The following is a 3,338-nucleotide window of genomic DNA, read 5'->3' as shown; positions in this document are numbered from 1 at the left end:
CAGTTCTCGTTGCTTCGTGAATGATTATAAGAGACGTGATCGTAGCCCTTCGCTTCGCCGCCCCAGGTCTTGGCGCAGACGGTTGCGATAGCAGCGGTCAGGGTGGTCTTACCGTGGTCAACGTGGCCGATGGTGCCAACGTTGAGGTGCGGTTTGGTACGTTCGAATTTTTCCTTAGCCATTCTAACCACCCCTTAATGCAGACTTACGCGTCTCGTTCCATTAAAACAAAGGCAGATATTTTCATATCTGCCTTTGTTGACTGGAGCTCATGAGCGGATTTGAACCGCTGACCTCACCCTTACCAAGGGTGTGCTCTACCAGCTGAGCTACATGAGCAAAACAGCTTGTGCGCAAGCATCAAACTGGAGCGGGTAGCGGGAATCGAACCCGCATCATCAGCTTGGAAGGCTGAGGTTCTACCACTGAACTATACCCGCAGAGCCTAATGCTCGTGCTGTATCTGGTGGAGGGGGAAGGATTCGAACCTTCGAAGTCGAAGACGTCAGATTTACAGTCTGATCCCTTTGGCCACTCGGGAACCCCTCCAGAGTGAGCGGCATTCTACAGCAATGCCTCATTGCGTCAAGCGCTAATTTCAATGAAATCTTGAACTTACGTTCCGCGCTCGCGCCGCCTCGGTTTTCCAACCAAAGGCAGGGCGCGAATTCTAGAGAATGTCTCACTCCCTGGCAATAGGACTTGCACAAGGGAGCATCTGATGACGCATACCGGGGAAATCCTGAACGAGCCGCGAAAGGAGATCATCACCAACCAGAACACTATCCCGCGCGGGCACACGCACCCAGTGTTCACGGCGCTCACGAACCAGCTCTCGCAGCTCAGCGCCATACCCCATGGCACGAATGCGCTCCAGCAGGCTGACCGCTGAATCCTGGCCGGAGAAGATACCCAGGGAGATACCATTGGAGAGATCTCCCTGCGTAATCAGGTAGCTGTCGATACCCCTTGCCTGCAGCTCCTTGAACTGGCGCAGCGCCGCATCCCGCGAGCCGAATGGCGGAAGATAAACCCAGTAGTCCTTCGACGACTCTAAATTGGTGACAGCCTGCCCTGCCTGTATATCAAGGCTTATCAAACGCTGCTCCAGCATGGACGATCGCTGATCAGTTTCAAAACCGCCGAGGTAAAGGCAGATTTCACCGCTCGCAGTCATCGGAGACTGCTCACCTTCGCGATTTCCGTGCTCGCTCACCAGGCGGATGCGCGCCTTCCCACCCTCGACCAAGGCGAAGGGAACGACATCACCAGCAAGCGATGGCGGCTGCTGTTGAGTCCAAACGAAATAGAAAATATTCAGTGCCACCAACAGCAGGAAGACCCACCGCATCGAAGACCTCATTCAAGGGGACAGGCAACCGCAAGCCCTGTAAAAACCAGATCCGGAGCCAACCGCGCGTGAGGAACATCATTCAGGACCAATTCAGCATCCCCACCTGTCAGGAAGATCTCGTGCTCAGCCCCCAATAAATGCGAAGCAAGCCTCCGCTGCTCCTGCACAAAACCGCGCACCATCCACAGGCATCCTCGCTCCACTGCCTGGGGAGTCGAACGCCCCGGGTCACTCGAGCGAAGCGCATCATGAGCCGCGTCATCACCATAGCGGATTCGGCTAGTATGGGTACGCAGATCGCTTCGCAGCAAAGGCATACCAGGACAAATAAAGCCCCCCAAATGCCCACCCTCAGAAGATACGAAGTCGGCAGTGATCGCCGTTCCCAAGTCCAGGACCAGGCATGCCTTGCGGGCCAGCGTGAAAGCTCCCACCAGCGCTAGCCACCGGTCCATCCCCAACCCGCGATAGTCCTCATACCCGTTGCGAACCCCGCCCAGCCGCTCAGCAGGCATGGCGACCTGGCAACGCACGCCAAAAGTCTCTTCTAGAGTAGAGGCGATTGCATCGGTTTCCTGCTCACTACGAACGCTTGCCAGCCGCGCTCCGCGTAGAGATCCGACTGAAACGCGCTTGAGCTCATCCAGCAGAGCAGCGGCATCCGAAACTACGCCTGAGTGGGTTTCACCTGTAGAGAGAAGGCGCCACTTGATCAGGGTATTTCCGCAATCCAGTTCAAGAATCATCGCGCAACCTCAGGCTCAGCTCTCCACCACAAAAGACCTGCTCTGCTCCGCCTACAAGCAAACGCAGCCCTCCCCTTTCATCAATACCCAGCGACGTGCCAGCGACCTCTCCCACCCCGGACGATAGCCGCACCTCACGCCCCATCCAAAGATCAGCCGCACGCCACTCATCCATCAATGTTGTAAATCCATTCAAACGGTGTAGGCCGAGGTAATGGGAAATGTGGTGATTCAAGCGACTAGCCAGTTGGCTCCTATCCTGCAGGATACCCGTTTCGCATAAAAGCGAAGTCCAAGGTCGGTCGATCTCATCCTTGCTGGACAGCATATTCACATTGATTCCGACACCAATCACAACATGACAAATGTCCGCCGGGTCACCAACCAGCTCCAGCAGTATTCCGGCCATTTTCTTATGGCCGACCAAGATATCGTTGGGCCACTTAAGACCGGCATTCGTAACGCCAGCCTCTTCGATAGTTCTGAGAACAGCCAAGCCGATTACCAGGCTCAGCCCTTCGAGCTGTTGAGCGCCCTGAACAAGCTGTATCGCAAGACTGTAATAGAGGTTTGCGCCAAATGGGCTCACCCAGGTACGCCCTCTCCTTCCACGACCGGACGTCTGCTGCTCGGAGAGAACCAGGAAGGGCAGCGGCTTCCTTTGAGAAATCAGCCGTAGCGCTTCGGCATTCGTAGAATCTAGCGTTTCTGACAGATATATGCGCTGGAGTCCCAAAAACCGCTCATCAATTGCTGATGGATCCAGCAGGCTAATCCGCTGGCTCAGGCAGTATCCCTTCCCGGGCACCTTGTGAATGGTCAACCCAAGCTGGGACTCCAGTTGCTGAAGCTGCTTCCAAACCGCAGCCCGACTGATTCCCAGTGCTTCCCCTAACTTTTCCCCCGAGTGGAAAGCGCCATCCTTAAGGAGTTCCAACAATGCTGGCATCTTAAAGGCCTCCGGGATAAAAGTTTTGCCGGGGTCGTGGACAAAACATCCACTCCAATATATCCATAACACAAAACCCCAACCCGCGGTTGCGGATTGGGGTTTTGGTTTTAGGTGCTTGACGATGACCTACTCTCACATGGGGAGACCCCACACTACCATCGGCGATGCGTCGTTTCACTGCTGAGTTCGGGATGGGATCAGGTGGTTCCAACGCTCTATGGTCGTCAAGCAATTCGGTTGGGGCATCGCGGTTAAGGCGCTACCCCGAAAAGGCTATGGGAAAGGA

Annotated in this window: 4 protein-coding genes, 3 tRNA genes and 1 rRNA gene; all 8 read right to left on the bottom strand. The window is 55.4% G+C overall.

From position 1 onward, the window contains the following. Nucleotides 1-182 (bottom strand): GTP-binding protein (locus PT85_RS17880; protein ID WP_039607342.1); only part of this gene is annotated, 182 nt, incomplete at its 3' end. An 81-nt stretch (nucleotides 183-263) separates the two neighbouring features. Beyond that, nucleotides 264-339, bottom strand: a tRNA-Thr gene (locus PT85_RS17430). Between the two features lie 27 nt (nucleotides 340-366). Then, nucleotides 367-440: transfer RNA gene (locus PT85_RS17425), tRNA-Gly, on the bottom strand. A gap of 24 nt (nucleotides 441-464) precedes the next feature. Beyond that, a tRNA-Tyr gene (locus PT85_RS17420) sits at nucleotides 465-549 on the bottom strand. A 133-nt stretch (nucleotides 550-682) separates the two neighbouring features. Beyond that, on the bottom strand, nucleotides 683-1,351 hold the full coding sequence (locus tag PT85_RS17415) for an SPOR domain-containing protein (RefSeq protein ID WP_027591591.1): 669 nt from the start codon (nucleotides 1,349-1,351) through the stop codon (nucleotides 683-685). A gap of 8 nt (nucleotides 1,352-1,359) precedes the next feature. Further along, nucleotides 1,360-2,100 (bottom strand): type III pantothenate kinase, encoded by a 741-nt coding sequence (locus PT85_RS17875; protein ID WP_074467559.1) that lies wholly within the window; start codon nucleotides 2,098-2,100, stop codon nucleotides 1,360-1,362. Then, entirely contained in the window at nucleotides 2,090-3,049 is a 960-nt protein-coding gene (gene birA / locus PT85_RS17410) for a bifunctional biotin--[acetyl-CoA-carboxylase] ligase/biotin operon repressor BirA (protein ID WP_027591592.1), read from the bottom strand. Before birA ends, PT85_RS17875 begins: the two co-directional genes overlap by 11 nt. 116 nt (nucleotides 3,050-3,165) lie before the next feature. Then, a 5S ribosomal RNA gene (gene rrf / locus PT85_RS17405) occupies nucleotides 3,166-3,281 on the bottom strand. Nucleotides 3,282-3,338: the final 57 nt, after the last annotated feature.

Source organism: Pseudomonas flexibilis, assembly GCF_000806415.1.
Taxonomy (GTDB): Bacteria; Pseudomonadota; Gammaproteobacteria; order Pseudomonadales; family Pseudomonadaceae; genus Serpens; species Serpens flexibilis.
This window is presented reverse-complemented; position numbering and strand designations above follow the sequence as displayed.

Bases quoted from the DNA above. Each gene is read 5' to 3' on its own strand.
- PT85_RS17875 (WP_074467559.1), bottom strand. From the start codon at position 2,100: ATGATTCTTGAACTGGATTGCGGAAATACCCTGATCAAGTGGCGCCTT.
- PT85_RS17415 (WP_027591591.1), bottom strand. From the start codon at position 1,351: ATGCGGTGGGTCTTCCTGCTGTTGGTGGCACTGAATATTTTCTATTTC.
- birA (WP_027591592.1), bottom strand. From the start codon at position 3,049: ATGCCAGCATTGTTGGAACTCCTTAAGGATGGCGCTTTCCACTCGGGG.